The organism is Caecibacteroides pullorum, assembly GCF_019239235.1.
GTDB lineage: Bacteria > Bacteroidota > Bacteroidia > Bacteroidales > Bacteroidaceae > Bacteroides > Bacteroides pullorum.
The window spans coordinates 81,010-107,289 of record NZ_JAAZTS010000002.1; the positions used below are offsets into that span (position 1 = coordinate 81,010).

Below are 26,280 nucleotides of genomic sequence, written 5' to 3' on the forward strand. Positions count from 1 at the left end.
GCTAAGATAAGGTTTTCTGTTCAGATATGGTTATCTTTGCCCAAATAAATACAGGAAAAATGACAAAAAACATTCCTCAATTTCTGATTGCCGCACCCACATCGGGCAGTGGAAAGACGACGGTGAGCCGTGGGCTGATGGCTCTGCTGAAGGCAAGAGGGCTGAACGTGCAGCCCTACAAATGCGGGTCGGACTATATCGATACAAAGTTTCATGAACGTGCCTGCGGACGTCCGTCTGTCAATTTGGATTTGTTCATGGCTTCGGAGGAGCATGTACGAAAGCTTTATGCCCGCTATGCTGTCGGCGCGGATGCATGTGTGGTGGAAGGTATGATGGGGATGTTCGACGGTTATGAACGCGATCGTGGCTCGTCGGCAGAAGTGGCCCGGCTGTTGCGTTTGCCGGTGGTATTGGTGGTCGACGCGCGGTCGGCAGCCTATTCCCTGGCACCTCTGTTGCAGGGCTTTTTGCATTTCCGTCCCGATATCCGTTTTGCAGGTGTCATTTTCAATCGGGTAGGGTCGGCGCGCCATTTCGGAATGTTGCAGGAGGTTTGTGAAGACCTTCAGGTGGAGTGTCTGGGGTACCTGCCGAAAGACGGTTTGTTGGAGCAGGGTTCACGTTACTTGGGTCTGGACTTCAGCGAACAGGAAACGGAAGAAGCCTGTCGTCGCTTGCTGGAATTGTTGGAAGCCCATATACGTATCGATCGTTTGCTGGAAATCACCTCCCTGTCTTTGCCTGAGAACCGGACGGAAAATGAAAGGTTGGGAAACAGACGTATTGCGGTGGCACGCAACAGCGAGTCTTTTTCTTTCCTGTATACGGAACATCTGGACTTGCTGAATCGCTACGGGGAAGTTTTCTTTTTCAATCCGGAAGAGTCAGCTCCGCTACCTGACGGTACCGATTTGCTTTACCTGCCGGGTGGTTATCCCGAAAAACATGCAGAAGCTTTGAGAACGGCAGACGTTACACTGGATTCCATACGTCGTTACATTGAAGGTGGAGGAAAAGCGTTGGCCGAGTGTGGGGGTATGATTTACCTGTCGCAGGGAATCTGTCAGGACGGACAGCCCGATTTCCTGCCGATGGCGGGTGTGCTGCCATTTTCCATTTCGAACCGGAAGGAAGACCGCAGGCTGAGCCTGGGTTACCGGCGTTTCGATTATAATGGACAAACGTTGTACGGGCACGAATTCCACTATACCCAATATGTGCAACGATCGGGTGAATGGTTGCTTCCGACGGTGGCGCAGGTGTACAATGCCCGCGGGGAGAAGGTGAACACGCCGGTGTTCCGCTACAAGAACCTGTTGGCCAGTTATACCCATTTGTATTGGGGAGAAATTGATTTGAACAAGTTATTTAAGAACGAAGAATGAAACGGATTTATACAAAGACCGGTGACAAGGGAATGACCGGTATTCATGGAGGAGAGCGGGTGCCGAAAGACGACATCCGCATCGAGGCCAACGGTTGTCTGGACGAACTGAATGCCGTAATAGGCATCGTGCGTTCCATGCTGTCTGCCGAGGATGAGTGGCAGCAGTTGTTGCATGCGATACAGCGAGAACTGATGGTCGTGATGAGCCATGTAGCCACGCCATCGGACAAGGTAAACCCGAACGAGCTGCATGCGGCCGAGCTGACCCTTCGTTGCGAACAAGAGATGGACCGCTTGACGGAACAGTTGGCCGACCACGGTTATTTCCTGCTTCCGGGAGGTACACCCGTTTCGGCCCAGCTCCACTTTGCACGCACGGTGGCACGCAGGGCAGAGCGGCGTTTGTGGACATTACATCGGCAGAGCCCGTTGGATGAGGCTATCCTGTGTTTCGTCAACCGGTTGTCCGACCTGTTTTTTGTCATGGCACGCATGGAGATGCAACGCCAGAACTGGCCGGAGGAAAAGTGGCAGGAATTTGCCTATAAACGGAAAAAGACTTCAGGAAAACAGACCGATTAGCCTAACTGCAGCTCGTAAAGGCAGGCTTTCACTTCCATGCTGCTGCCCAAGTGTTTGCCCTCGTCGTCGGAGAGTTTGACGCATTCGTGCCATTCCTGGTTGTTGTTCATTCGGCAGCGGGTCAGTTTCATCACAATGTTGGACGGGGTGAAGCCGGTGTCGTTGGTCAGATTGGTACCGATGCCGAACGCGCAGCGGATGCGTCCCTGGCAGAACTGTTGGATGTCGAGCGCCTTGGGAAAGTTGAGCGCATTGCTGAAGATGATGGTTTTGGTTGTCGGGTCTATGCCGAATTCCTTGTAGCGGGCAATGAGTTTTTCGGTAAATTCGAATTCGTCGCCCGAATCGCAGCGGACGCCATCGAATAACTTGGCCTGCTTGCGGCTGAGGTTGCTCAGGAAAGCATCGGACGTATAGGTGTCCGAGAGGGCGGTACCCAGGTCGCCGTCGTAGACGTTTACCCAGTTTTCCAATGCCATATAGTTGGCATGCTTGTAGCCAAACTGAGCACCGTGGAACATGAACCATTCGTGGGGATGAGTTCCCATCGGCTTCATGTTATATTTCATGGCGAAATAACAGTTGGAGGTTCCCGTGCAATACAGGGCGTGCTGTTTGAGGTAGCCGATGACCGTGTCGTGTACTTCGAACGAGAAGCGGCGGCGTGTACCAAACTCGGAGAAGGAAAGATGGTTGCGGTTGGACAGAGATACCTTGTCCACCAGTCGGGAAACTACCTTGTCCAGATCGGGAACATGTCCCATGACCCGGTTTCTCACTTCGGACACCAGCGCCAGAAGTGGAACTTCGTAGAGTGTCACCTTATACATATAGTCCGTCACTTCCATGTGGAGATGGCGTTCCTCGTCCAGCCAGACATTTACCTTTTCGGGTTGGAAGCGGAAAGAAGAGAGCCATTCCCAGTAGACACGGGGCAGGAATCGGCAGGTGTGTGTCATGTACTCCAGTTCGTCACCGGTCAGGGCAATCCGTCGCATTTGGTCGATGGCTTCTTTCAGTTCGGCCAGGAAATGGTCGGAACAAACAGTCTGGTCGCGGTCGGTGAAAGAGAATGTGCCCGATGCATAGGGAAACAGCTTGATGTAGGCGTATGACGTAGTAAACTTGTAAAGGTCGGTGTCGAGTATAGAGTAAATCATGACATGTGTGTTTTTAGGATTTTCGGGGGTGAAGATACATACTTTATTTAAGTTTCGCAAATTCCTGCCGTCCAAGTCGTATCATAGGATGGTGAAAAGAGAGAAAAAGAGGATTTTTTTCTTTGTAATAGTCTTTTTTTTGTTAATAAGAGAATAAGGCTTTTAAAGCATGTTATAAAAAGGCATTTTTTCTCTGTATATTTTGGAAGTTTGGGAAGATGCGCTACCTTTGCAATGTGTTTTTCATAGTATTAGATTTAAGGTTAACAAAAGATTGGCTGTCTGGGAAGATAGCCTTTTTTTTTTGCCCACTTTGTACTATCTTTGCGTTCGCAAAAAATGAAATCTATGGAATTATTGGAACCCCTTATGCTGGTAGGTACCGGAAGCGATGTGGGCAAGAGTATTCTGGCTGCTGCTTTCTGCCGTATCTTCAGGCAAGACGGCTATCAGCCCGCTCCCTTCAAGGCGCAGAACATGGCGCTCAATTCGTATGCCACTCCCGAAGGTCTTGAGATAGGCCGTGCACAGGCGGTACAGGCAGAGGCTGCCGGCATTCCCTGTCACACGGATATGAATCCCCTGCTGCTGAAGCCTCAGAGCGACCATACGTCGCAGGTGGTACTGAACGGACGTCCGGTAGGCAACCGTTCGGCTTACGATTATTTCCGTAAGGAGGGGCGTGAGGAGTTGCGCAAGGAAGTGTGTGCTGCCTATGACCGTCTGGCGGCACGTTACAATCCTATTGTACTGGAAGGAGCCGGAAGTATTTCTGAAATCAATCTGCGCGACAGCGACCTGGTGAATTTGCCCATGGCTTTGCATGCCGGAGCGAAAGTCGTGCTGGTGGGCGACATTGACCGGGGCGGAGTGTTTGCCAGTGTTTACGGTTCACTTATGTTGCTCAGACCGCACGAACGAGCTTGCATTAAGGGAATCCTTATCAATAAATTCCGAGGCGATCTGCGTTTGTTCGAGTCGGGCGTGAAAATGCTTGAAGAACTATGCGGCGTTCCGGTGTTGGGAGTGGTACCTTATTATAAAGATATCTATATAGAAGAAGAGGATAGCGTGGCCCTTGCTACCAAATCCATGCAGGCTACGAAGGGTAAGGTGAATATTGCCGTGGTGATGTTGCGTCATCTCAGTAATTTTACAGACTTCAACGTGCTGGAGCGCGATCCTCGTGTCCACCTCTTTTACACCAATAATACGGAAGAAATAGCCAAGGCGGATATCATTCTGTTGCCCGGTTCCAAAAGCACGCTGGACGATCTGTATGAGTTGCGTCGCAATGGAGTGGCACAGGCTATTATTCGTGCCCATCGTGACGGAGTGACGGTGATGGGTATTTGTGGAGGTTATCAGATGATGGGGCAGGAGGTGCTCGATCCCGACCATGTGGAAGGAGACATCGACCGTTTGCCTGGTTTGGGACTTCTTCCGACAACAACCCGCATGACAGGTGCGAAAGTGACCCGACAAGTGCGATTTGCCCTGAACAATGAAGTTACGGCGGGAGACTGCAACCTGAGTGGTTACGAGATACACATGGGAACTACTGTTCCCGTAGACGGAGCTGCATATACGCCACTGAACCGTCTGGAAGACGGGCAAGAGGAAGGATGCTTGGTGGACCGGACCTGTATGGGGACTTATATCCATGGCATACTGGACAATGCGGCTTTCATCGACTACTTGCTCGAGCCTTTTGCCGGCAAGGTGAAAGAACGCAGTACTTTCGATTATCAGGCATTCAAGGAACAACAATACGACAAGCTGGCCGACCATGTGCGTGCACATGTCAATCTGCCGCTTGTCTATCAAATACTAAAACAACATGATTGACGGACACGGAGACGATTCTTATAAATATACCCGGCCGATAACGGTCAATTTCAGTTCGAATGTATATAGCCGGACGGATTTGACAGAACTGAAGAACCATTTATGCAGGTTCATACAGGGGAAAGACGGTGAATTGAGCCCTCTTTCTTCCTATCCCGAACCTCAGCCCTATACGCTGGAAGCTGCTCTGGCACGTAAGCTGAAGCTGGAGCCCGACGAGGTATGCGTGACTAATGGGGCTACCGAAGCCATCTATCTGATGGCTCAGACTTTTCGGGGTACCCGTTCAGCCATTTTGCAGCCTACTTTTCGGGAATATGCCGATGCTTGTCTGATACATGGTCATCCCACGGTTTCGCTCTACAGCCTGCCTGCGGAACGCGAACGTTATCGGTTGCCCGAGGACATCCGTATGCTTTGGTTGTGTAATCCTAATAACCCGACGGGTAGTGTGACGGACAAGGCGTGGATGGAGGAGTTGATACGCTGTAATCCACAGGTGTGTTTTGTTATCGACCAGTCTTATGAATACTTTACGTTGCAGCCATTGTTCTCGGCGGCTGAGGCAGTAGCTTTCCCCAATGTGTTGTTGTTGCATTCCATGACTAAACGCTATGCCGTACCTAGTTTGCGGTTGGGGTATATCACCGGAAACGCAGGGCTGTTGAGCCGTATCCGCAACAACCGGATGCCGTGGTCGGTTAATGCCGTGGCTATTGAAGCCGGACTTTTCCTGACCGAAAAGGGAGTGCCCCATTCATTGGACATGACGGTCTATCTGGACGAGACACAACGGTTGCGTGCCCGATTGGAAGCGTTGGGAGGGATGGATGTATGGGAGACGCAGACGCATTTCATGTTGGTGTGCCTGCGTTTTGGCAAGGCGTCGGCCTTGAAGGAGTATTTGGCAGAGAAGTATGGCATTCTGATACGCGACGCTTCGAATTTCGAAGGCTTGGACGAGCGTTTCTTCCGTATTGCCACCCAGACACCCGAAGAAAATGACCGGCTGGTAGATGCCATTGCAGAATGGTTTCAGGAATAAGATGGATAAACGAATAAACAGTATTTTCAATTGGAACAGACATTGATAGCCTTTAGTCTGGCTTTTTACATGGCATTGCCGCTGCTGGCGGCATGGTTGCTGGACCGCTGGCTGGGCGATCCTCAGTGGATGCCCCATCCGGTAGTGGCATTTGGGAAAGCGATTGCGTTTTTCGAACATCGGTTGAACCACGGGAACGGCCGTTTCCTGAAAGGGATGCTGGTCAGCTGCTTGTTGGTAGCGGGTGTCTATTGGCTGACAGCATGGCTGTTGCAGCAGGCGGCCCTGTTTTCGGCAGGGTTGCTGATGGTACTACAAGTCCTGCTGATTTTTTATTGCTTGGCAGGTACTACGTTGGTGCGCGAAGTGCGTATGGTGTTTCTTGCCGTAGACCGTTCGCTGGAGGAAGGCCGGCGTCAGGTGGCACGTATTGTGGGACGCGACACGTCCGAACTGTCTGCGCAGGAAGTGCGTACGGCAGCTTTGGAGACTCTTGCCGAGAACTTGAGCGACGGGGTGGTGGCCCCCTTATTCTGGTATTTGCTACTGGGCGTGCCGGGCATGCTTGCCTATAAAATGGTGAACACGCTGGACTCGATGATAGGTTATCGCAACGAACGTTATCGCCGTTTCGGCTGTTTTGCTGCCCGTCTGGACGATGTGGCCAATTTCATTCCTGCCCGTCTGACTGCCTTCTTGATGGTTGTGGTGTCCGGTCGTCTTTCGTTGCTGGGGTTTGTGGCTCGTTACGGTAGCCAGCATGCCAGTCCCAATTCCGGTTATCCGGAATCTGCCTTGGCCGGTATCCTGAACTGTCGTTTCGGAGGTCCTCATAACTACTTTGGCGAGGAGGTGTGGAAACCTTACATCGGCAACAACGAGCGTCCGCTGACAACGGAAGACATGCATACGGCTATCCGCATCAACCGTCGTGCGGAAGGGTTGATGATTCTGCTCGTACTTGCTTCTTTCTGTATCCAGTTATTGCTCCAATAAAACTTCCGGTTTACAGCGTGATTTGGATGAGTCCGCCGTAGGGCGTCAGAGAGCTGAAAGCTTCTTCTGCGGTGATGAGGCCTGCGTAAATCTGTGCACAGATCAGTACACCTCCGTGGGCAAAGATGGCTACACGCCGGTAGGGTTTCTGCTTCAGCTCATCCAGGAAGCGGCTGACACGTTCGTATTGCATGGCGAAAGATTCGCCTCCTGTAGCCGCTACGTTCAGGTAGTCGGCATACCATTCCTGAAGGCGGGGATCGTCGTTTCGGTCGAATGGCTTCATTTCCCAGGCTCCGAAGTTGATTTCTATGAGCCGTTTGTCTCGTTCGGCGTTGGGGTAACCGCAATAATCGGCCAGTCGTACGCAACGGGTCAACGGACTGGTGAACGCGTGATCGAAGTTTTCTTCTTCGGGTAAGGAAGCCTTCAGGCGAGACAGGGTGATGGCAGCTTCCTGTTCGAAACTGTCTTTCAGGGGGACGTCTGTCTGTCCGTAGCAGACTCCCGGCGGTACGTCTACCGAGGTATGTCGTATTAAAGTAATTTCCATAAGATGACAGCGCAAAGATAAAATGAGATTTCACATAACAGAAACATTGCTCCGCAGCAGTCGCCCGTGTAGCCTTGAAGCTTTTTCTTTAAGAAGCGGCAGAGCAGCAGGCAGACGAACATGGGGACGACGGTAGCCGGCCACAAGCGTAGCGGCAGCAGGAACAGCAGAGGCAGGATGCCGCTGACGAAGGCTGTAATCAGCTCGCCCCGGTTCATGCCGCTATACACGACTTTGGCCTTGCTTTCAGCTTCGGGACGGGCATAGGGCAGGTAGTTGATGATTTGCGAGGCACAGAACTTGCTCCAGCAGTCGCAGCAAAGTGCCAGTGCGCACAGTACGGAAAGCGGCAACCGGCTTGGAAGCTGCCAGAACAGCAGGAAGTAGAAGATCAGACCCACGATACCATACGTCCCGATGTGCGAATCCTTCATGATGGCCAGGATGCGTTCGCGGGTTGTTCCTCCGCCGAAGCCGTCGAAGAAGTCGGCCAGTCCGTCCTCGTGCAGGCATCCCGTCACGAGCAAGCGCGACAGAATGGCCAGCAGCCAGGCCACAGGCAAGGGAAGTACTTGAGCGGCGAGCCAAAGTACTCCGGCCATGATGCCCCCCGTCAGCCAGCCCACAAGCGGCCAGTAAGGTACTACATGCTTGAAGCATTCGGCGGGTACTTCCCTGATTTTCCAGAAGGGAAGCCTCGTAAAGAATATAAGAGCAGCCAGAAAATTCATCGCTTAAAAGTATTTGGTAATGGAAGCATGCGCAAAGTTATCCATCTCGTTAATCATTCGTACGGCTGAGTCGACCAAGGGATAGGCACAAATGGCACCGGTTCCCTCTCCAAGCCTCAATCCTAGGTTTATCAGCGGTTTGGCTTGCATGTACTCCAGTATCAGTTTATGTCCGCTTTCGTCGCCGCAATGTCCGAAGATGGCATAATCTTTCACAGCCGGACAGAGCTGCATGGCAGCCAGCATGCAGTTGGTCATGATAAATCCGTCTACCAGTATCAGCATTTTCAGTTCGGCAGCCTGGAGCATGGCTCCTACAGCCATCACCATTTCCAGTCCACCGAAGTAGCGGATGATGTCGGTGGCCGATCCGTCTCCGTTGTAGTTTTCCATGCTTCTTTTCAGTACTTCGTATTTATGGCGGATGCCTTGCTGGTTCAGTCCGCTACCAGCACCTACACACTGCTCCAGGGGAATTCCCGTGAAATAGGTCATCCACAGTGACGAGGACGAAGTGTTTCCTATTCCCATTTCTCCGAAGCTCAGCACGTTGCTTCCTTCTTCGTGGCATCGGCGTACCACTTCGGCACCGCGTTCGATGCAGAGTTCCATCTCTTCCTGCGTCATGGCAGCTTCGTACAGATAGTTGCGGGTACCACGGCGTACTTTCATGTCGATGATGCCTTTCTCGTAGGGCAGGTCATAGTCCACGCCGGCGTCTACGATTTTCAGTTCGAAACCATGTTGGCGGCAGAGGAAGTTGACGCCGGCTCCTCCATGGAGGAAATTGCTCAGTTGTTGCCAGGTCACTTCTTTCGGTGACAGACTTACACCTTCGTCTACAATTCCGTGGTCGGCGGCAAAGATGATGTTCTGCGGCTTGTGCAGTGCCGGAGTCAAGGTTTGTTGAATCAGGGAAATTTGCAGGGCTATTTCTTCCAGCCTTCCCAGCGAGCCTTTCGGTTTGGTCAGGTTGTTAATCTTGTCTATAATGGATGGACGCAGGTTTTCGTCCGGTTTTTCAATATGAAATGTTTTCATGCTTTTATCTCTGTTTTTGTTATTTTACTTTCATGGGTATGCCTGCCACCATAAGGATGACTTCGTCGGCCTGTGAGGCGATATACTGGTTCACCCACCCCTGAAGATCAGTAAACTTGCGTTGTATTTCGTTTTCGGAGGTTGCTCCACAGCCTATTTCGTTGGTGACAAACAGAAAGATGGCATCCTGGTGTGTAAAGCGGTCGAATTCCTCGCGGACGGCTTTCAACGTTTGGTCTACGTCTGCATTCAGGTCGAAAAAGAAGTTGGTACACCATAAGGTCACACAGTCTATCAGGACTACCCGTCCGTCCAGTTGGTGTTGGCTCAGTACCTTTTCCTCTTCGATGTTGGTCCATTCAGGGCCTCTTCGTTCCTGATGGCGCAGGACACGTTGTCTGAACTCTTCGTCCCAGATGCGTGCTGTCGCCATGTAAACCGGGTTGGGAGAGAGGGTTAAGGCTCTTTTTTCCGCATAGCTGCTTTTGCCGGAACGTGCTCCTCCTGTGATTAATATAATCCGTTTCATAGGTTTTATTTTTCTAACGGGAAACAAAAATACAAGATTTTGCTGATTTCATAGTTGTATTTCTCAAAAAAGTATTTATCTTTGTCCCCGCTTTGCGAAAAGTTCTGTTTGTAAAGACAAAAATACTTCGACAGGCGGCAGTAGCTCAGTTGGTAGAGCATCAGCTTCCCAAGCTGAGGGTCACGGGTTCGAGTCCCGCTTGCCGCTCATATTGATAATCAGAGGTTTACGTGATGTAAGTCTCTGATTTTTTTGTTTTCTACTATTGCTTTTCTAACATGGACAATTACGTGTCCAGACCTTAATTTGATGAGTCTAACTGTCAGCTTGATGAACACAGACATCCCGTTTGGGGCTATGCAGTTCGGATGATCCATGAAAACAGAGGGGTGCCCTTTTTCTTTTTGACAGAAAACTTGTGGAATAGGAAACATTTTATTTATTTTGCGGGAAATGCACTAAACAACGTGAAAGACATTATGAAAAACAACAAAATTTGGAATGAAAGCATCGAATGCATGGATCGGGAGAGCATGCGGAGATTGCAGGGGATTCGGCTGAAGAAAACGGTAGAGCGGGTGTACCACGACACGCCTTTCTACCGCAAGAAAATGCAGGAACTGGACATCACTCCCGACGACATCAACAGTATAGACGACATCGTGAAGCTGCCCTTCACCACGAAATATGATCTGAGGGATAATTATCCTTTCGGACTTTGTGCCGTGCCTATGAGTCAGATTGTACGCATCCACGCCTCGTCGGGCACTACAGGTAAACCGACGGTGGTGGGCTACACGCGCAAAGATTTGTCGGTGTGGGCCGAATGTCTGTCGCGAGCTTTTACGGCTTATGGCGCAGACTGTTCGGACGTCTTCCAGATATCTTATGGATATGGACTTTTTACGGGCGGGCTGGGCGCTCATGCCGGTGCCGAGAATATCGGGGCATCTGTGATACCGATGTCCAGTGGAAATACGGAAAAACAGATTACGCTGATGCATGATTTTGGCGCTACGATGCTGTGTTGTACACCGTCGTATGCACTGTATCTGGCGGATGCCATCCGTGATTCGGGATTGCCCCGTGAAGAGTTTAAGCTGAGAGCAGGAGCTTTCGGTGCGGAGCCGTGGACGGAACAGATGCGTCATGATATCGAAGCCAAGCTGGGTATCAAGGCTTATGACATCTATGGGCTGAGCGAAGTGGCTGGTCCGGGCGTAGGCTATGAATGTGAATGCCAGCACGGTACGCACCTGAATGAAGACCATTATTTCCCGGAAATCGTAGATCCGAAAACACTGGAACCTGTGGCACCCGGTGAAACGGGCGAACTGGTGTTTACGCATCTGACAAAGGAAGGAATGCCTCTGTTGCGCTACCGGACGAAAGACCTGACGGCTCTGCATTATGAAAAATGTGCTTGCGGACGTACACTGGTGCGCATGGACCGCATCCTGGGACGCAGCGACGACATGCTGATTATCCGTGGTGTGAACGTATTCCCGACACAGATCGAGTCTGTCATGCTGGAGATGCCGGAATTCGAACCGCATTATCAGCTGATTGTAGACCGTGTAAATAATACGGATACGATGGAGCTGCAAGTGGAGGTAAGACCGGAATTCTATTCGGACGAAATCAAGAAGATGATGGATATGAAGAAGCGTCTGACAGCCCGTCTGCAAAGTGTATTGGGCTTGAGTGTAGACGTGAAGCTGGTGGAACCGCGCAGTATCGAGCGTAGTACGGGTAAGGCAAAACGTGTAGTAGACAAGAGAAAATTTGAAAGATAAATTATATCGCTATGATTGCAAAACAATTATCAATTTTTTTGGAGAATAAGTCGGGACGCCTTACGGAGGTGACCCGGGTATTGGCTGAAGGTGGTATCAACCTCTCCGCCCTGTGTATCGCAGAAACGGCCGATTTCGGTATTCTGAGAGGAGTGGTTTCTGAGCCGGAGAAAGCTTATCAGCTGTTGAAGGAAAACCATTTTGCCGTAAATGTGAATGACGTGGTAGGTATTTCTTGTCCTAACATTCCGGGAGCATTGGCCAAAGTGCTCCAGTATCTGTCGGACGAAGGAGTGTTCATCGAATATATGTATTCGTTTGCCAACGGAGATCATGCCAATGTGGTAATACGTCCCAGCGACATGGAGAACTGCCTGCGTGTGCTGAAAGAGCGTCGTGTAGAGCTGCTGGCAGCAAACGATTTGTATAAACTTTGATCCATTGGCGATTGACGGTTGGCGGTGGGGGATAGCATCCCTCGGGGATGATTGCCTACCGCTGGCCGTTTCTGCCTTTATGTTTTTGAAAAATTAAGCTTCGTATCGTTGTTTTATTCAGTGCGAAGCTCTATCTTTGCGCAATATTTGCGAATAACCGAATGAAAAAGAATATCTTTATTGTAGCTTTGCTGGCAGCAGCGCTGGGATTGACATCGTGTGGTGAGTATAATAAACTGCTGAAAAGTACGGATTATGAGTACAAATATGAAGCTGCCAAGTCCTATTTTGCCAAAGGACAATATAACCGTGCCGCCACTTTGCTGAATGAGTTGATTGCCATTCTGAAGGGAACGGATAAGGCGGAAGAATCGCTTTATATGCTGGGTATGTGCTATTATAATGAGCAGGATTATCAGACTGCCGCACAAACCTTTATTCAGTATTATCAGGTTTATCCGCGAGGTACATATACCGAACTCTCCCGTTTCCATGCAGGTAAGGCCCTCTTCCTGGATACTCCGGAACCCCGTCTGGATCAGTCGAGCACTTACAAAGCAATTGACGAGCTTCAGATGTTTATGGAATACTATCCGCAAAGCGCCAAGCATCAGGAAGCCCAGCAAATGATTTTCGAGTTGCAGGACAAGCTGGTTATGAAAGAATACTTGTCGGCCAAATTGTATTACAACTTGGGCAATTATATGGGCAATAACTACCAGTCATGTGTCATCACGGCACAAAATGCCCTGAAAGATTATCCTTATACTAATTTGCGTGAAGACTTGTCGATCCTGATTCTGAGAGCCAAATACGAACTGGCTGTATACAGCGTGGAAGAAAGAAAGCAAGAGCGCTATCGTGAGGCTGTGGACGAATATTACGCCTTCAAAAATGAATTTCCTGAAAGCAAGTACCTGAAGGAAGCCGAACGGATTTTTAGCAAGTCTCAGGCAGAATTGGGTGAAGGAAGCACTGAAGAAGAAGTAACTGAATAACCGAAAAACTTAATTTATAATATAAGGTAAAAATTATGGATTACAGAAAAACCAATGCTCCGGTAACTACCGTGACACGCGACTTGATGGAACTGTGTGAAGATACCGGCAACATTTATGAAACAGTGGCCATTATCGGAAAGCGTTCCAATCAAATCAGTGTGGAAATCAAAAATGATTTGTCCAAGAAACTGGCCGAGTTCGCATCCTATAATGACAACTTGGAAGAAGTATTTGAAAATCGTGAGCAGATAGAGATTTCACGCTATTATGAGAAACTGCCGAAACCGACGTTGATTGCTACTCAGGAATATATCGAAGGCAAGGTATACTACCGCAATCCGGCAAAAGAAAAAGAAAAACTGCAGTAATGATACAGCGTATTCAATCTGTTTATCTGTTGGTAGTCACCATCTTGCTGGTTGTCACCATGTGTCAGCCGGTAGGTTCGTTCATTGCAGCAGATGGAGTGAACGCATCGGTATTCAAGCCGCTGGGAGTGACTTTGGCTGACGGAAGTTTTCAGTCTACATGGGGTATGTTCGGCATTTTGTTGCTGTGTGCCATTGTAGCATTGGGAACTATTTTTCTGTTCCGTAATCGTATGTTGCAGGTACGTATGACCATATTCAACAGTTTGCTGCTGATCGGTTATTACATTGTCGCAGCTGTGTTCTGGTACATGCTGAAGGGCAAATTAGGTGTTGACAGCTTTCAGCTGGGATGGGCATTGTGTCTGCCTGCAGTCTGCATTATTTTGAATTATCTGGCTTTCCGTGCTATTTTTAGTGATGAAGTGAAAGTGAAAGCTGCCGACAGATTGCGATAAAGTAATCCGGTAAACTAGTATAGAGAGAAGAGGGTGTTCCAGCGTGGATTACCCTCTTTTTTGTTTTCCGTTTATTTACACGATTGTAACCTCAACTACATACGTTTGACATACACAGTGTGCATCTTTGTGACAGAAAAACAACACACTGAACAATGATGCGTCTACGTACATTCTATTCTACCATTGTGCTGTCCGACATCCATCTGGGGACATCACATTCCAAGACAACCGAAGTGACCAATTTCCTGAAATCGGTGAACTGCCGTCGCCTGATATTAGACGGAGACATTATCGACGGATGGGCTTTGCGTAAGGGAGGTACCCGCAAGTGGCAGGCCCGTCACACAGACTTCTTCAAGGTTCTCATGAAGATGATGGAGAAACAGGGTACGGAGGTCATTTACGTGCGGGGCAATCACGATGATTTTTTGGACAGTCTGGTGCCCTTTACCTTTTACAATATTCGCATTGTGAAGGACTTTATTCACGAGACCCACGGCAAGCGCTACTACGTGACCCACGGTGACATTTTCGATACAGTGACCACGAACATGAAGTGGTTGGCGCAGCTAGGCGATTGGGGTTACACCTTCCTGCTTTGGCTCAACAAAATCTACAACAACTACCGTATGCGCCACGGCTTGCCTTACTATTCACTCTCGCAGGCTATCAAGCAGAAGGTAAAAACAGCAGTTTCCTATATTTCCGACTTTGAACAGGAATTGGTGAAGTTTGCCCGTGCCCGCAAGTGCGACGGCGTGATATGTGGTCATATCCATCATCCGGCCGATACGTGGTACAATGACATCCATTACCTCAACTCGGGCGACTGGGTGGAGACAATGTCGGCTTTGGCTGAAGATGAAGACGGTAACTGGACAGTTATCCGCTACGGAGAGTTGCAGATAGAGCAAACCGAGAATCCGGTTCGTCAGATTGCCTCTTGATTTTTAAGTATCTTCATTGCGATATTCATATACCGTGTGATGTCGGTCGTTATTTCGCGGTTATAAACATCACAGCGTTTGCGTCCCAGACGTACGACGATGGCATTCATCTCGGGGATGGCGATGATGTACTGTCCCAACATGCCGCGCAGGTAAGGGCAGCGCATACCGTGATAATCCATGATCCACGTCTGGAAACCATAATAGCTGAGCGTATCTTTACCCCATTGGTCTTTCAAGTACGAGGCAGGGCGCATCAGTTCGTCCATATAGGCTTCGGATATCAGTTGGCGTCCGTGCCAGTTGCCGCGGTGAAGCAGAAGGTGGGCAAAGCGGGCCACGTCGCGTGCAGTGGTGTGGAAGCAGCAGAAGGCCTTCTCGTCACCGTCTTTTTTGTCCAACAGCCAGTAGGCATCGCGTTCGGCCTGCATGGGTTTCCATAATTTCTCTTCAGCATATTCGCTTAGCGTCTGCCCAGTGGCGGCTTCGATGATGAAAGCCAGCAGTTGCGTTTCGCCGCTGCGGTAGGAATATTGTATGCCGGGCTGGTCAACTACATCCAAACCGGTTACCAGATCGTAAAGGTCGTTACCGTAATAACCGTGTGTGGTGACGGAGAAGAGCGAAGCATACGCCTCATCCCACGCCATGCCGCCGCTCATGGTGAGCAGGTGGCGCAGGGTGACATCGGCCTGCATTCCTTGGGTATAGGACGGTATGTAGCGTGATACGGGATCGTCCAAACTGTGTATCTTTCCTTCATCAAGTGCAATGCCTGCCAGTAGTCCTACGATAGTTTTCGTGGCAGAGTAGATGTTCGAGGTCAGCGTGTCGTTCCATCCGTCGCGATAACTTTCGAAGACGATGCTGTCACGATGGATGACGAGAAAGGACACGGTGTGCAGGCTGTCCAGATAGTGTGCATCATTCTCTGTCAGTTGATAGCGGTTATAGTCGGCAGCGAGGGGCCAGTGCCATACATCATCGGGATTGTGGTGTACCGTGTGACGGTGGAAGGTTTCCAGATCATCAATGACAGGCATCCAGTGGATGAGCGCCTGACGGGCGTAGTAGGGCAGGGAGGCATAAACAACAACTATCACTACTGCCAAAGCGATGAGCACGCGAAAGATGTTTTTTTTCTTCGTTTTCATAGGCTTACTTTTTGTTTTGGATACTCAAGCAATATTCCGACGGTGTCATTCCTGTTTGCTTCTTGAACATGCGGCTCAAGTGCTGGGAATATTCAAATCCCAAGCTGTATGCTACTTGGGCAACACCTGTTCCACTGGCGAGTTGGTTCTTGGCTTCTTGAACAATGTACTGACGGATATAATTGCTTGCTGTATCTCCGGTTGTCTTTTTTATGAGATCACCGAAATAGTTGGACGACATGCAAAGCTTGTCTGCGAAATACTGGACAGTGGGCAAACCGAGTGATAGTTGTTGGTTCTCATCGAAATAATTCCGCAATAAGTTATTAAATTTCATGAGTACATCAGAGTTTTCCGGTTCACGGGTCATAAACTGACGGTTATAGAACCGTTGGCAGAAATTTAGCATCAGGCCTATGTATTCCACAATAATCGCATTTTGAACGGCATCATGCTTGCGCTCGATTTCCTTACGGGTTTGCCGCATCAGCGAAATGAATAAATTTCGCTCTTCGTCAGTCATGTGCAGAGCCTCGTTGATGCGATAGTCGAAAAACGAATATTCTTTGATTTCCTTTTCCAAATGAGTTCCGTGTAACAGATCAGGATGAAATAGTAATGCCCATCCTGTCAGATAAACCTCTTCTCCGTTGTCTTCTTTGCCTCCAATTTGACCAGGGGCCACACAAATGAGTGTTCCTTTATGATAATCGTATTTTCCGCGGCCGTATGCCAAGTCTATTTCTGATTCGTCGTGCAAGAATATGCCATAAACTCCATAGTTGTTCAGACAATGGCGTACAGGCGATACTTCCGCAAAATCGATAACGTTGACCCATGGATGAAAGTCTGTAGCTCCGACATAGCAGCTGTAATCACTTACATTTTTTACTTTCAATATTTTGCTCATGAAGTCTATACAAATTTGATGTTCAATTACAAAGATAAGAATTTCCAGTTAGAAGAGGAGTATAAATTGATTTATATCAGTAAAATGAATACAAACATCCCACTTATCGTCACTTTGGTCTTGTAAGTGCTTTCTATTTTTGTGTCATAAATAGTGATGTATAATTATGGAAAGAAGAGATTTTCTGAGAATGACATCCATGTCGGCTCTGTTGGCTGCTGGAGAATGGATGGGACTGTCCAATGCCTTTGCACAATCTTCGTCAAAGTCTATAAACGGACATTCAGACGGTGGGCATCCGTTGGGTAACAGTATAGAATATAGAAAGTTGAGGAGTTTGAATGTTTCCGCTATTGGGCTTGGCTGCCTGCCAATGGTCGGCTATTATGGCGGGAGGTATGAAAAACGTGATATGATAGCCTTGATACGTCGTGCATATGACAAAGGGGTCACGTTTTTCGATACGGCAGAAGTGTATGGGCCTTATACCAGTGAAGAGTGGGTTGGTGAGGCACTTGCTCCATTTCGGGAGAAAGTGAAAATAGCTACAAAGTTCGGATTCGGTGTTGAAGAAAAGCAGCCGACTGCTCTGAACAGTCGTCCCGATCATGTCCGCCGTGCAGTGGAAGGATCGTTAAAACGTTTGCGTACTGACCATATCGATCTCTTGTATCAGCATCGTGTCGATCCGGATGTGCCGATGGAAGAAGTTGCAGATGTGGTAAAAGCTTTGATACAAGAAGGAAAAGTTCTGCATTGGGGACTATCAGAAGCGAGTGCTTCTTCTATCCGTCGTGCTCATGCAATCTGTCCTGTTTCGGCTGTACAGAGTGAATATGCTATTTGGTGGCGCGAACCGGAAACGAAGATATTTCCGACGCTCGAAGAATTAGGCATCGGTTTTGTTCCCTATTGTCCGTTGGGACGTGCATTTCTTACTGGTGTGATTGATGAAAACAGTCGTTTCAAACAGGGTGACCGACGTTGGAATTTACCACGGTTTACTCCCGAGGCTTTGAAACATAATATGCCACTTGTGGAACTTGTCCGTAAATGGGCGCAACGAAAAGGGTTGACGCCTGCCCAGTTTGCACTTGTATGGATGCTTTCGCGCAAGGCATGGATTGTTCCGATACCAGGCACGACCCATCCCGATCATTTGGATGACTTTCTTGGTGCAGGAATCATTCGTCTGTCGGCTTGGGAAATGGAGGAATTCGATAAGGAATATGCCCAAATTGATCTGATGGGGCATCGTGCCGATCCGTTTACTGAAAGTCAAATTGATAAATGAAAATAAACGATGGATTATGTAACATTGAATAATGGTGTACAGATGCCGATGCAGGGATTCGGAGTATTCCTTTTGTAAGTGAAGAACAAAAATCTGGAGCTGAATGAGTTATTACAGTATCAATTTTTGATACTGTCCAAAAGAACAAACTTACAGGCACTATAAAATATTTTGTGTAAATGGAAATACGGGATTCAGAAATGAGTCTCGTATTTTTTATTTTATACATTTGCAAAATGAAGAAGATTATGAAAGAAAAGAACCAAGTAGTGCCCGATGAAGTATTAAGCAAAGAATTCCTTAGCCAGTTCAAGACAGAAGCCGATGTAAGCAAGTTCCTGAAGCAGTTGCATGCCCAAGTATTGGAAAAGATGCTTGAAGGCGAAATGGATGCCCATTTGGGGTATGAAAAGAATTCTGTGGCAGGAAATAACACAGGTAACTCCAGAAATGGCAGTTATCCAAAGAAAATCCAGACCGAACATGGAGAAGCTGTCATCTCTATACCCCGTGATCGTAACGGCCAATTTGATCCAATAGCCGTGCCCAAACATGAAAGTCGTGGACTTTCGATAGAAAAGCTTGTTATCTCCCTATATGCCAAAGGAATGAGTGTTTCTGATATAGAAGAAGAGATGCGTGAGATTTATGAAATAGAGCTCTCTACGTCGGCTATTTCTATCATTACAAACAAGGTAAACCAGGCTGCCCAGGAGTGGCAGAGCCATCCTTTGGATCCTGTTTATCTGATAGCATGGATGGACGGTATCGTCTTCAAGGTACGGGATAACGGCAAGATCATAAACAAGACCGTTTACCTTTGTGTCGGACTGAAACAGAACGGCCTGAAGGAAGTCCTTGGCATGTGGGTTGGCTAATCGGAAAGTTCTTCTTTCTGGATGGGTGTCCTGACCGATTTAAAGGCCCGTGGGGTGCAGGATATACTGATTACCTGTACCGACAACCTGAATGGATTTACGGATACCATCCGTACTGTATTCCCTCAGTCATCCACCCAAATCTGTGTGGTGCATCAGATCAGAAACTCCTGTAAATATGTCGTTCATAAGGACAAGAAAGAGTTTACGGCGGATATGAAGAATATCTATAATGCACCCAACAAAGAGGTTGCAGCCACAGAACTTGACAATCTGGAAAAGAAATGGGGAGGAAAGTATCCTTATGCTATACTTTCATGGAGAAACAACTGGGATGATTTGACTCTTTTCTTCCAGTTTCCGCAGGAAATCAGAAAAATAATCTATACTACAAATCTCATTGAAAACCTGAACGGAAAAATCAGAAAGTACACAAAATCAAAGCTTTCATTCCCTTCGGATGATGCTGTAAAAAAGACCGTATATCTTTCACTTATGGAGATTGAGAAGAAAAGGACACAGCCTATTCATAACTGGGGTTTGATTATGAATCAATTTATGCTTATTTTTGAAAACAGAATCCAGATATAAGGACAAACTTACAGCTGAATCCTGTTTCCATTTACACAGAATTTTGGACAGTGTCGATTTCGTGCACTTTCTGACTTTCCCGTTCTGGTTTTCAATGGGAACTATAAGAAAATAGTTAGATCATCTTGGTTATCTTTCCATTTCACTTTCAAGCATTTTCTCTAATACCTAGGCATATAATTGTTTCAGACACTTGCTTACATCGGTTTCTGCCTTAAACTGACTAATATACTCTTTACTTAATACCTCACCAAGCACTACTTGATTCTTTTCTTTCATTATCTTCTTCATTTTGCAAATGTATAAAATAAAAAATACGAGACTCATTTCTGAATCCCGTATTTCCATTTACACAAAATATTTTATAGTGCCGAAGAACATAGCACAGATTGAATACTCAAGGCATCGTTCATTCAATAACTTTATAGCCAACTCCTTGTCGGCTATCGCGGCATACTGTTTTTTCGAAAAGAAGCCCGCCATTGACGTAAATTTTGTCAATGACGGACAACTTGCTATCTTTTGATTTTATGTCGAACTCACGTTATAATACTAATCACTTTTCTGTCAGCTTCACCATGTAAATTTGAAATATTGTTGCAAGGTAAAACATCATTGTCCACAACAAAAATCCCATCAGTTAATTTTTTTGTTTTATCAATAATCCGTAAAGCTTTTTCTCTCTTCTCCATTCCCTCGGATAGGTGAGGTAATGTGACAACTAGTAATTTTATCTTTATTTTCATATCAACAGCTTTCTGTAGGAAAGTTTTTATACAGCTATTTCCTGTACATCCTCCAAGACATACAATAAAACAAGATAGGATTTTACCGATAAGAATTTTCTCCAGACATGGCAATATTTTCTGGTACTCATATTCTGCAATGTCTCTATTCTTCCCACTGCCTGGTCCGTCAGCTCCTATCAGGTATTTATGTGGTAATGATAGCTTCTCCATCTCTTTACTGTTCATACCAAACACACTTAATTCTGTATCGGGTAACCCATAAGCCTGCATTTGGTTTACTATTCTGCCAGCTCCACCATCAATACCAATTATCGAAACGAACGTTTTGTTTAATCGAAAATCAAATGGCTATTCCCAATCATTATCCTCCATATACATATTTCTTTAATGTTTTCTATTCTTTAAAATATAATAAACAGGCAGTAACAGAAACGTCAGAAATGCTAATACATAAACAACAGCACGTTGAAATACTGAAAATCCAGAAATATCCGGATGCGCTAATATACTGCGTAAAAATCTCATTATCTACTGATTTACTACTAAAAATGTTGTAATTATATCATTGTTGATTACATAAAACCATTTAAAAAGAACTTTTTCTGCTTGAACAGTCTCTTTTTCTTTAAAAGACCTTGGCAACCTGCGTTTTACTTGTTTGTCAGTAGTACCGGCTGAAAGCATAACCTTACTAGAGTCAAGTGGCACCTCTTCACTTATCTCCCACAGACGGAAAATTACTTTCCGTAAATCGGCATTACCGTTAAACTAGAAATAGTTAAGGTTTTCAATCAGCCCTAGTCTATTATCCTAACATCTTGTCAAGTAACAAATCAAGTCAAGTATCTCGGAGGATAGTGCATGTTAAGGCAGAAAATAGTAGGGTTATCTATACTTACACCCAATATTGTGCTTATAAAATCTTTTCATAGTCTTACAAGTATACAACAAATTAGAATCTGAAACTAGAATAGCCTGTATTCATTTATTTTCACTTTTATAAATCAGATAGGTGACATTTAGTTTCCCTACTATTTTCATGATTATACCGATTAAATTTTCAACCATCTTTCCGATGACATTTCGCCGGTAAGTTTTGCAATAATTAAAAGGACTATTGTGATGACTAATATTATTAATATGTCTTTTGTAGTCAAACGTTTCATTACATTAATCATAATTTGTTGATACCAATCAGCTATCTTCTTCATTTGTGTGCTATTTTAACCATTAATATTACAGAACTCGGAATTAAATATTTGGCTTAAGTTTGCTTCATTACCAGGATTGTCCACTGCGTAAAATCGGCCTATTTGGATGCAGAAGTTGAAGTCAGTTCCTTTTCCCAAAATACTTCATTTACTTTCTCCATAAATTCTAATCCAATTTTTTAAATTCAAAGTCATCCATACTGCAACATGCTTTTTTATAATCAAATCCATACAAACGCATATATGCTTCCTTTATTTCCTCAGCACCATTATAGAACGGATCGGATGTATGAATATTTGTAGTAACGATTACTTTCATTTCAGGAGTCAACACTGCATCACTTGTCCTTTTAATCCGTTTCGGAATTATTTCAAACACCCTGTCCTCCGTGTTTATAAATCCAACTGCTGCCATCATGAGATTATCAAAAATCAGATTACAGAAACACGAATCATCAACATTATTATTTGATAGTTCTTCCATAATTTGACAAGGGGTTCCTTCATTCCAGTCTCTATATTTCTTTGGTAGCCAATCTGTCCCCCAAATCCATTCTTTACCTGTACATGGGTGAATGTCATAAAATTCTTCGAGAAAATCATAATAAATTGCAAAGTCACCTTTATTATTAAATTCGTATGTAAGCCATAGAACCCTTTTCTTATTACTTATCCGATAACGGAAATGCCTTATCTGATATGAATTTTCAAAGTATGAAAAACCATGAAAATCTACATGTAAAAAAGGATACTGTTTTTCGACCTTTTTCCCAACCCTTTTCAAAGCATCAGATATAGGGCCTTTAAGCGCTTCATCTATAACCTTATTCTTTAATGAAATAACTAAAAGAGCCGTTTTCATGAAATTTTTATTGAAAGAAATTTCATGTAATATCTGACTTGCAGAATTTACTTTATTCTTTTTAAACAATGATGTCAGGGAAATCTTCATCTGAACTAATCCAATTTCTTAAATTCAAAATCGTTTTTACTGCAACATGCTTTCTGATAATCAAATCCATACAGGCGCATGTATGTTTCCTTAATTTCCTTGGCACCGTTATAGAACGGATCGGTAGTGTGCTGTTGTGTAGTAACGGTTACTTCCATTTCCGGAGTCAAAACTGTTCCATTTGTTTTCTTTACTCTCTTTGGAATTACTCTAAATACTTTTGACATAATACATAAAGTTTAAAAGTTATATATCTTATTCATTATTTTTATACAGACAAATATATAGGTACCAATATGCCAATTTGAGGAATAGTAACAAAAAAAATAATATTATCTACATTAATCTCAATTTCTATTAAATATCTGCTTCCGATTCTCATTTGACATTTCTTCAGTACCGCCATAATATGTGATTTCCCATAACAACCCCGCTGTAAGTTCTTTGGATGTTATAGAAACATCTTCATCAATGACTATTTCCATACCTATAATTCCTTCCCATGAAGGATATTCTGCCATAGGGCAAACAAGTTGACAGTCTGTTTTTGAATAAACCGAACAGTTCATATCAATCATAGGACTACATCTTTCCCATCGGCAAACCAACAGTATATAATAATCTGAAGGTTTCACGTTTAATGATTGGATGCCATAATATATTTTCTTCCCCCCATCATTATCTAACAGTTCATTCTGGAACATTTATTTTCCACAACTTCATGAAATTTGGGAATATATCCTCAAAACTGTATTGTTCAAGTAAATTTTTGAAATTCATAAATATATCTTTTATTTATTGCAAATCTATTAAAAGCGGTATGCCCAATTAAAGCATAAATATTTTTTTTATTTATTATTCCCCAATATAGCATAATTGGTAATGTTATTTTGCATCAGTGTAATTGTATGGATATGAACATAAATAGCAATACCAGTAAAAGAGGTTTGCGATTTTCAGTTGAAGATTTGCTTTGCCTTCAAATGCAAGATTATACTAGGGAAAGATGCAAACTTATATTAGAGCAACAAAATAAAGAAGGAATAACAACTATTCCATTTCACTGTGAACTATATCCTAAATGTTTACTGGATATACTTGGAAATGATGGTTATTGTAAGTGGACTGGCATTGGGTTGTGATACTGCAGCCCATAAAGGTTGTTTACAGGCAGGTGGTAAGACAATAGTAGTTGTAGCTTCCGGTTTGAATATCACTCATCCTAAATGCAATAATAAGATCCTACAAGAAGAAATGGTAAACAATAGAGGAGCAATTATCACAGAATATCCGTTTGGCATTAAAGCAAATCCTACAAGATTGGTAGAACGGTGCAGATTACAGATTGGTCTTTCACAAAAAGTAATTGTAGCACAATCCTCACCTGAAAGCGGAACCATGTATGCTGTGCAGTTTGCTAAAAATATTTAGGGACCAAGAATATATATGCAGTAGAATATGACATTGAAAGAAAAACGTGAACGTATCAGAGAGGGTATGCAGTTATTTATCGATTACTAGTAGGAATCTATGGATATAAACAAAAGATTATTCAATCTGTCCCAAAATGATAATCAAAAGGATGAAGCCGATTTACCGGCCGATTTACCCAAACTTCATCCTTTGTGATTATTTCAACATTGCCAGTTCCTGGATATTAAGCAGACAGAATCTTGTTCCGGTAGTTTTATCCAAACTCTTGGCGGAAGCATGGAAATGCCCGTAAAACCAGTTGGAAAGAGGATGCCCGTTTTCTATGAGCCATTCATACAACCGGGTAAATCTTTCCTCTCCTTATCCAGGTCGGAAGCAAGGCTATCATCATTAGCACAAAAATGCTCCATATCCCTCTTGACAAACGGAGGACAGAAATCTGGAGCTGAATGTGTGATTACCGTGTCAATCTTTATATTTTCTATATCAAGAATCCGCAACTGTTCCTCATCATACTTGAAAGACTCATTTTTCCAATACAAAGGCAACCGTTTTTTACCGAGAATCTGATTATAGTCCATCTGAGAAAGTCTGAACTGCCTGTCAATGGAAACGGCACCGCCCACGCACAGGATATTGTGACCTTTTGTGTGTACGATGGTATAATCTAGCAAGGTTTTCATATACGGATAGTCAATCAGCTCTTTATCAAAGAACAAAGGGGCGTCATGATTGCCACGTACCATGAGCAAAAGAACATTTTGCTTTTCCAACTTCCTATGCAGTTTTTGTTTATACAGATTATCATAGTATGCCAATTTATTGAATCCGAATCCGCAATCCCCGGCTACAATGACAATTGCATTCTCTATTCCTTTTCGCGCGACATTGAAGGCGAGCGTTTCAAACTCGCCATGAATGTCGCCACATACTACTACAAAATCGTCCTTATATGATAAGTCAAGATATTGCATTTATATTCAGTCGGATTATATCTTAAATAGTTCAGATGTCTTTTCTATACTGTTTATTATAGTTTTATAAAACTCAGAAGATTCAAATGCACCACTTGTTAGTTCCTCTAATATGTTATATAAATTGCCCCCATTCCAGTTCTGGTATTTGTCAGGCATCAATTCCCATCCTAAAACCCAAATCTCATTTTTATTTCTAAAAACCGGTTGCTTTACAAGGAAATCATGACTAGTTCCCTGGTTAGGTATACCATAGTATATAGTTTTCAATCCTGCTTCAAAAACATATGCTAATTGAACTATTTTATCTGCTTCTTTTATGATATAATTAAATCCCCAATCAAGTTTGCCTCCATTTTCATTAAAGCTACTATATTCAAATTCTACAGTCAAAGGACTAATTCTATCTTGTGCGATTTTCTGAATGTTCTCCAAAGCCTGTCTGATGGGTCCCATAATGGCTTTTTTAATTATTTCATTCTGAAGTGAACAAAGTAAAACTGCATTTTTTAAATAATCATTGTTAGAAGCGATTTCTTCTACAAGTAAATTTTTATCTTCCATATTAGATGTTGTTATTTGGTCTAAAAGATGATTGTACTGAATGATAGTTTCTCTTACTTTGGGTTTATCGTATGCTATTGATGCACATTTCTTTAACCACATTCTTATATTATTCGCATACGATATTGTTTCATAATTGAAATCCTTACCTTTCCCTATAGAGTCTGACGATGGATTGCTGCCGTCAAGGGTTAAATATAATATTTTGAATTTATCAGGAGAATAAAAGTGCCCAAGTCCCCAGTTATAGTATCTGCGTAATTGATTTGCTTGATCTCCAGCATAAATTTTATTCTCAATTATAAGAGTAGGAAGCCTTGATTCATTAGGCATTTCAATAAGTATATCAATACGTCCTCCACTCATGCCATCTTCACTGATACATCCTATATTATATTCTGTTGTAATGATAGCTTTGCTAAGGTCATGTATCTTTTCGTCATTATACAAAACTACCCTTAAAAATGCAGCAAGGAAAGCATCGCCACATCCATGGCTTCCTTCCGGATTTAGCAATTCGGCAAGCATGGCTGAATGTAAACGCACTTCTTCACTCCAAAGGCCAAGTACATTGAATACATTAAAATTTTCTCCTCTTTTACTTACCTCAGTTTGTCTGAATATTTGTTTTTTCTGTAATTCTCCTATTTTACCAAGTAAGGTTTGAATTGTCTTTTCCATACT

General features: G+C 44.8%; 27 protein-coding genes, 1 tRNA gene and 2 pseudogenes. 16 read left to right on the forward strand and 14 right to left on the reverse strand.

The window, feature by feature from the left end; translation table 11 throughout:
* Nucleotides 1-59: 59 nt before the first annotated feature.
* Both HF894_RS02200 and HF894_RS02205 read left to right on the forward strand, forming a co-directional pair.
* A complete protein-coding gene (locus HF894_RS02200) occupies nt 60-1,388 on the forward strand; it encodes a cobyrinate a,c-diamide synthase (RefSeq protein ID WP_204970936.1) in 1,329 nt (442 codons plus the stop codon).
* Nucleotides 1,385-1,972 carry a cob(I)yrinic acid a,c-diamide adenosyltransferase gene (locus HF894_RS02205; protein ID WP_204970937.1) on the forward strand — a complete coding sequence of 196 codons (588 nt, stop codon included), beginning with the start codon at nt 1,385-1,387 and terminating at the stop codon, nt 1,970-1,972. Before HF894_RS02200 ends, HF894_RS02205 begins: the two co-directional genes overlap by 4 nt.
* Here HF894_RS02205 and pncB read toward each other — a convergent pair.
* Complete coding sequence (gene pncB / locus HF894_RS02210) at nt 1,969-3,132, reverse strand: nicotinate phosphoribosyltransferase (protein WP_021847251.1); 1,164 nt, start codon at nt 3,130-3,132, stop codon at nt 1,969-1,971. The two genes, HF894_RS02205 and pncB, sit on opposite strands and share 4 nt — an antisense overlap.
* A 348-nt stretch (nt 3,133-3,480) precedes the next feature.
* On the opposite strand from pncB, the gene HF894_RS02215 reads away from it, so the two are divergent.
* The 3 genes from HF894_RS02215 (at nt 3,481) to cbiB (ending at nt 7,021) form a co-directional block, all read left to right on the forward strand.
* On the forward strand, nt 3,481-4,980 hold the full coding sequence (locus HF894_RS02215; RefSeq protein WP_204970938.1) for a cobyric acid synthase: 1,500 nt from the start codon (nt 3,481-3,483) through the stop codon (nt 4,978-4,980).
* Entirely contained in the window at nt 4,973-6,025 is a 1,053-nt protein-coding gene (locus HF894_RS02220; RefSeq protein WP_204970939.1) for a threonine-phosphate decarboxylase, read from the forward strand. The genes HF894_RS02215 and HF894_RS02220 overlap by 8 nt, the downstream gene beginning before the upstream one ends.
* 69 nt (nt 6,026-6,094) lie before the next feature.
* Nucleotides 6,095-7,021: an adenosylcobinamide-phosphate synthase CbiB gene (gene cbiB / locus HF894_RS02225; protein ID WP_204971119.1), complete on the forward strand. Its 927-nt coding sequence runs from the start codon at nt 6,095-6,097 to the stop codon at nt 7,019-7,021.
* A gap of 10 nt (nt 7,022-7,031) precedes the next feature.
* Here cbiB and cobC read toward each other — a convergent pair whose 3' ends face one another.
* From cobC to cobU, 4 genes are read right to left on the reverse strand one after another with little or no spacing between them, the layout of a single operon-like run.
* Nucleotides 7,032-7,574: an alpha-ribazole phosphatase gene (cobC, locus tag HF894_RS02230; RefSeq protein ID WP_204970940.1), complete on the reverse strand. Its 543-nt coding sequence runs from the start codon at nt 7,572-7,574 to the stop codon at nt 7,032-7,034.
* Nucleotides 7,559-8,305, reverse strand: a complete 747-nt coding sequence (cobS, locus tag HF894_RS02235) for an adenosylcobinamide-GDP ribazoletransferase (RefSeq protein WP_204970941.1) — start codon at nt 8,303-8,305, stop codon at nt 7,559-7,561. Before cobS ends, cobC begins: the two co-directional genes overlap by 16 nt.
* Nucleotides 8,306-8,308: 3 nt before the next feature.
* Nucleotides 8,309-9,346, reverse strand: coding sequence for a nicotinate-nucleotide--dimethylbenzimidazole phosphoribosyltransferase (gene cobT, locus HF894_RS02240; protein WP_204970942.1), 1,038 nt, complete (start codon nt 9,344-9,346; stop codon nt 8,309-8,311).
* A gap of 19 nt (nt 9,347-9,365) precedes the next feature.
* Nucleotides 9,366-9,875, reverse strand: a complete 510-nt coding sequence (gene cobU, locus HF894_RS02245; RefSeq protein ID WP_204970943.1) for a bifunctional adenosylcobinamide kinase/adenosylcobinamide-phosphate guanylyltransferase — start codon at nt 9,873-9,875, stop codon at nt 9,366-9,368.
* Between the two features lie 134 nt (nt 9,876-10,009).
* Between cobU and HF894_RS02250 the strand changes: the two genes are divergently transcribed.
* The 7 genes from HF894_RS02250 (at nt 10,010) to HF894_RS02280 (ending at nt 14,885) form a co-directional block, all read left to right on the forward strand.
* Nucleotides 10,010-10,082 (forward strand) — tRNA-Gly (locus HF894_RS02250).
* A gap of 272 nt (nt 10,083-10,354) precedes the next feature.
* Nucleotides 10,355-11,671 (forward strand): phenylacetate--CoA ligase family protein, encoded by a 1,317-nt coding sequence (locus HF894_RS02255; protein ID WP_204970944.1) that lies wholly within the window; start codon nt 10,355-10,357, stop codon nt 11,669-11,671.
* 11 nt (nt 11,672-11,682) lie between these two features.
* Entirely contained in the window at nt 11,683-12,108 is a 426-nt protein-coding gene (locus HF894_RS02260; protein ID WP_075317084.1) for an amino acid-binding protein, read from the forward strand.
* 161 nt (nt 12,109-12,269) lie between these two features.
* On the forward strand, nt 12,270-13,106 hold the full coding sequence (locus HF894_RS02265) for an outer membrane protein assembly factor BamD (protein WP_021847260.1): 837 nt from the start codon (nt 12,270-12,272) through the stop codon (nt 13,104-13,106).
* Between the two features lie 35 nt (nt 13,107-13,141).
* Nucleotides 13,142-13,477 carry a DNA-directed RNA polymerase subunit omega gene (locus HF894_RS02270; protein ID WP_021847261.1) on the forward strand — a complete coding sequence of 112 codons (336 nt, stop codon included), beginning with the start codon at nt 13,142-13,144 and terminating at the stop codon, nt 13,475-13,477.
* Nucleotides 13,477-13,935, forward strand: coding sequence for a DUF4293 domain-containing protein (locus HF894_RS02275; protein ID WP_204970945.1), 459 nt, complete (start codon nt 13,477-13,479; stop codon nt 13,933-13,935). Before HF894_RS02270 ends, HF894_RS02275 begins: the two co-directional genes overlap by 1 nt.
* Nucleotides 13,936-14,093: 158 nt before the next feature.
* Nucleotides 14,094-14,885: a UDP-2,3-diacylglucosamine diphosphatase gene (locus HF894_RS02280; RefSeq protein ID WP_204971120.1), complete on the forward strand. Its 792-nt coding sequence runs from the start codon at nt 14,094-14,096 to the stop codon at nt 14,883-14,885.
* Here HF894_RS02280 and HF894_RS02285 read toward each other — a convergent pair.
* Complete coding sequence (locus HF894_RS02285) at nt 14,870-16,039, reverse strand: serine hydrolase domain-containing protein (RefSeq protein ID WP_204970946.1); 1,170 nt, start codon at nt 16,037-16,039, stop codon at nt 14,870-14,872. The genes HF894_RS02280 and HF894_RS02285 overlap by 16 nt on opposite strands.
* A gap of 4 nt (nt 16,040-16,043) precedes the next feature.
* Nucleotides 16,044-16,949 (reverse strand): helix-turn-helix domain-containing protein, encoded by a 906-nt coding sequence (locus HF894_RS02290; RefSeq protein ID WP_204970947.1) that lies wholly within the window; start codon nt 16,947-16,949, stop codon nt 16,044-16,046.
* Nucleotides 16,950-17,322: 373 nt separating this feature from the next.
* Between HF894_RS02290 and HF894_RS02295 the strand changes: the two genes are divergently transcribed.
* The 3 genes and pseudogenes from HF894_RS02295 to HF894_RS15085 all read left to right on the forward strand — a co-directional run.
* Entirely contained in the window at nt 17,323-18,243 is a 921-nt protein-coding gene (locus tag HF894_RS02295; RefSeq protein ID WP_394369813.1) for an aldo/keto reductase, read from the forward strand.
* A gap of 248 nt (nt 18,244-18,491) precedes the next feature.
* Nucleotides 18,492-19,712, forward strand: a pseudogene (locus HF894_RS02300) (IS256 family transposase).
* A 373-nt stretch (nt 19,713-20,085) separates the two neighbouring features.
* Nucleotides 20,086-20,238: pseudogene (locus HF894_RS15085) on the forward strand (IS982 family transposase); the annotation flags it as partial.
* A gap of 13 nt (nt 20,239-20,251) precedes the next feature.
* On the opposite strand, the gene HF894_RS02305 reads toward HF894_RS15085, so the two are convergent.
* The 5 genes from HF894_RS02305 to HF894_RS02325 form a co-directional block, all read right to left on the reverse strand.
* Nucleotides 20,252-20,686 carry an FtsZ/tubulin family protein gene (locus HF894_RS02305; RefSeq protein WP_204970949.1) on the reverse strand — a complete coding sequence of 145 codons (435 nt, stop codon included), beginning with the start codon at nt 20,684-20,686 and terminating at the stop codon, nt 20,252-20,254.
* 827 nt (nt 20,687-21,513) lie between these two features.
* On the reverse strand, nt 21,514-21,672 hold the full coding sequence (locus tag HF894_RS02310; protein ID WP_204970209.1) for a hypothetical protein: 159 nt from the start codon (nt 21,670-21,672) through the stop codon (nt 21,514-21,516).
* Nucleotides 21,673-21,838: 166 nt separating this feature from the next.
* Nucleotides 21,839-22,624 (reverse strand): hypothetical protein, encoded by a 786-nt coding sequence (locus HF894_RS15090; protein ID WP_246593103.1) that lies wholly within the window; start codon nt 22,622-22,624, stop codon nt 21,839-21,841.
* Nucleotides 22,625-22,629: 5 nt separating this feature from the next.
* Nucleotides 22,630-22,851 (reverse strand): DUF6140 family protein, encoded by a 222-nt coding sequence (locus HF894_RS02320; RefSeq protein WP_204970210.1) that lies wholly within the window; start codon nt 22,849-22,851, stop codon nt 22,630-22,632.
* 120 nt (nt 22,852-22,971) lie between these two features.
* On the reverse strand, nt 22,972-23,202 hold the full coding sequence (locus HF894_RS02325) for a DUF6557 family protein (RefSeq protein ID WP_204970211.1): 231 nt from the start codon (nt 23,200-23,202) through the stop codon (nt 22,972-22,974).
* Nucleotides 23,203-23,728: 526 nt separating this feature from the next.
* Here HF894_RS02325 and HF894_RS15095 point away from each other — a divergent pair.
* The gene (locus HF894_RS15095) at nt 23,729-24,055 is read left to right on the forward strand and encodes a DNA-processing protein DprA (RefSeq protein WP_246593104.1); all 327 of its coding nucleotides are present in this window, start codon (nt 23,729-23,731) and stop codon (nt 24,053-24,055) included.
* A gap of 323 nt (nt 24,056-24,378) precedes the next feature.
* Here HF894_RS15095 and HF894_RS02335 read toward each other — a convergent pair whose 3' ends face one another.
* Nucleotides 24,379-25,032, reverse strand: a complete 654-nt coding sequence (locus HF894_RS02335; protein WP_246593105.1) for a metallophosphoesterase — start codon at nt 25,030-25,032, stop codon at nt 24,379-24,381.
* Between the two features lie 15 nt (nt 25,033-25,047).
* Nucleotides 25,048-26,277, reverse strand: coding sequence for a PDDEXK-like family protein (locus tag HF894_RS02340; RefSeq protein ID WP_204970950.1), 1,230 nt, complete (start codon nt 26,275-26,277; stop codon nt 25,048-25,050).
* Between the last annotated feature and the right edge of the window lie 3 nt (nt 26,278-26,280).

Excerpts from the sequence above, each read along its gene's own strand:
- HF894_RS02295 (WP_394369813.1), top strand. The coding sequence starts at position 17,323 with ATGGTCGGCTATTATGGCGGGAGGTATGAAAAACGTGATATGATAGCC.
- HF894_RS02215 (WP_204970938.1), top strand. The coding sequence starts at position 3,481 with ATGGAATTATTGGAACCCCTTATGCTGGTAGGTACCGGAAGCGATGTG.
- HF894_RS02305 (WP_204970949.1), bottom strand. The coding sequence starts at position 20,686 with ATGAACAGTAAAGAGATGGAGAAGCTATCATTACCACATAAATACCTG.
- HF894_RS02335 (WP_246593105.1), bottom strand. The coding sequence starts at position 25,032 with ATGCAATATCTTGACTTATCATATAAGGACGATTTTGTAGTAGTATGT.
- cobT (WP_204970942.1), bottom strand. The coding sequence starts at position 9,346 with ATGAAAACATTTCATATTGAAAAACCGGACGAAAACCTGCGTCCATCC.
- HF894_RS02290 (WP_204970947.1), bottom strand. The coding sequence starts at position 16,949 with ATGAGCAAAATATTGAAAGTAAAAAATGTAAGTGATTACAGCTGCTAT.
- HF894_RS02325 (WP_204970211.1), bottom strand. The coding sequence starts at position 23,202 with ATGATTGATATGAACTGTTCGGTTTATTCAAAAACAGACTGTCAACTT.
- HF894_RS02255 (WP_204970944.1), top strand. The coding sequence starts at position 10,355 with ATGAAAAACAACAAAATTTGGAATGAAAGCATCGAATGCATGGATCGG.
- HF894_RS15090 (WP_246593103.1), bottom strand. The coding sequence starts at position 22,624 with ATGAAGATTTCCCTGACATCATTGTTTAAAAAGAATAAAGTAAATTCT.
- cobC (WP_204970940.1), bottom strand. The coding sequence starts at position 7,574 with ATGGAAATTACTTTAATACGACATACCTCGGTAGACGTACCGCCGGGA.
- HF894_RS02260 (WP_075317084.1), top strand. The coding sequence starts at position 11,683 with ATGATTGCAAAACAATTATCAATTTTTTTGGAGAATAAGTCGGGACGC.
- HF894_RS02285 (WP_204970946.1), bottom strand. The coding sequence starts at position 16,039 with ATGAAAACGAAGAAAAAAAACATCTTTCGCGTGCTCATCGCTTTGGCA.
- HF894_RS02220 (WP_204970939.1), top strand. The coding sequence starts at position 4,973 with ATGATTGACGGACACGGAGACGATTCTTATAAATATACCCGGCCGATA.
- cbiB (WP_204971119.1), top strand. The coding sequence starts at position 6,095 with ATGGCATTGCCGCTGCTGGCGGCATGGTTGCTGGACCGCTGGCTGGGC.
- HF894_RS15095 (WP_246593104.1), top strand. The coding sequence starts at position 23,729 with ATGATGGTTATTGTAAGTGGACTGGCATTGGGTTGTGATACTGCAGCC.
- cobU (WP_204970943.1), bottom strand. The coding sequence starts at position 9,875 with ATGAAACGGATTATATTAATCACAGGAGGAGCACGTTCCGGCAAAAGC.
- HF894_RS02205 (WP_204970937.1), top strand. The coding sequence starts at position 1,385 with ATGAAACGGATTTATACAAAGACCGGTGACAAGGGAATGACCGGTATT.
- cobS (WP_204970941.1), bottom strand. The coding sequence starts at position 8,305 with ATGAATTTTCTGGCTGCTCTTATATTCTTTACGAGGCTTCCCTTCTGG.
- HF894_RS02270 (WP_021847261.1), top strand. The coding sequence starts at position 13,142 with ATGGATTACAGAAAAACCAATGCTCCGGTAACTACCGTGACACGCGAC.
- HF894_RS02275 (WP_204970945.1), top strand. The coding sequence starts at position 13,477 with ATGATACAGCGTATTCAATCTGTTTATCTGTTGGTAGTCACCATCTTG.
- HF894_RS02280 (WP_204971120.1), top strand. The coding sequence starts at position 14,094 with ATGCGTCTACGTACATTCTATTCTACCATTGTGCTGTCCGACATCCAT.
- HF894_RS02340 (WP_204970950.1), bottom strand. The coding sequence starts at position 26,277 with ATGGAAAAGACAATTCAAACCTTACTTGGTAAAATAGGAGAATTACAG.
- pncB (WP_021847251.1), bottom strand. The coding sequence starts at position 3,132 with ATGATTTACTCTATACTCGACACCGACCTTTACAAGTTTACTACGTCA.
- HF894_RS02320 (WP_204970210.1), bottom strand. The coding sequence starts at position 22,851 with ATGTCAAAAGTATTTAGAGTAATTCCAAAGAGAGTAAAGAAAACAAAT.
- HF894_RS02265 (WP_021847260.1), top strand. The coding sequence starts at position 12,270 with ATGAAAAAGAATATCTTTATTGTAGCTTTGCTGGCAGCAGCGCTGGGA.
- HF894_RS02200 (WP_204970936.1), top strand. The coding sequence starts at position 60 with ATGACAAAAAACATTCCTCAATTTCTGATTGCCGCACCCACATCGGGC.
- HF894_RS02310 (WP_204970209.1), bottom strand. The coding sequence starts at position 21,672 with ATGAAGAAGATAGCTGATTGGTATCAACAAATTATGATTAATGTAATG.